1 pseudogene is annotated in these 592 nt (G+C 65.0%); it reads left to right on the forward strand.

From position 1 onward, the window contains the following. Positions 1 to 592 (forward strand): annotated as a pseudogene (locus A9X05_RS31680) (DNA-binding protein); the annotation flags it as partial.

Raw genomic sequence — 592 nt, forward strand, 5'->3', positions numbered from 1 at the left:
GTGAGTGCGCTGGTGCCCTTCTTCGCGATCGGCGTCTTCACCGCGTTCGCGATGGCCGGCTATGGCATGGCCAAGCATCATCTGACCCGGCGCGAGCCGGGCTGGCGTGCCAAGCTGGCGGTCAACCTGTCGGCGGGGGTCATGTCGACGATCGTGGTGGGGATCTTCGTGGTGGCCAAGTTCACCGAGGGCGCCTGGCTGATCGTCGTGATCTTCCCGCTCCTGGTGCTGGCCTTGACGAGGCTCAACCGGAAATATCGCGACGAGGCCTCCGTGCTGGAGATGACTCGCGCCGAGGACCTCGACCTGGCGCGGCATCCGCGACTTCAGGTACTGGTCTTCGTGGACACGATCGATCTGGCCGAGATCGAGGCGGTGCGCCTCGGATATGGCCTACATGCCGACGAGCTGACCGCCGTGCATTTCGTCATCGACGTCGATCACGCGGTGCGGCTTCGCGAGCGGTGGGATCGCTTCGAGCACGACACCCCGCTGTGGTTGATCAACTGTCCCGATCGCCATTTGAGCCGGGCCGCACACGAATTGGTGCTGCGGGTGCTCAAGGACCACCCGGACACCAGGGTGACGGTGC

The organism is Mycobacterium sp. E3298, assembly GCF_001666895.1.
In the GTDB taxonomy this organism is placed as follows: domain Bacteria; phylum Actinomycetota; class Actinomycetes; order Mycobacteriales; family Mycobacteriaceae; genus Mycobacterium.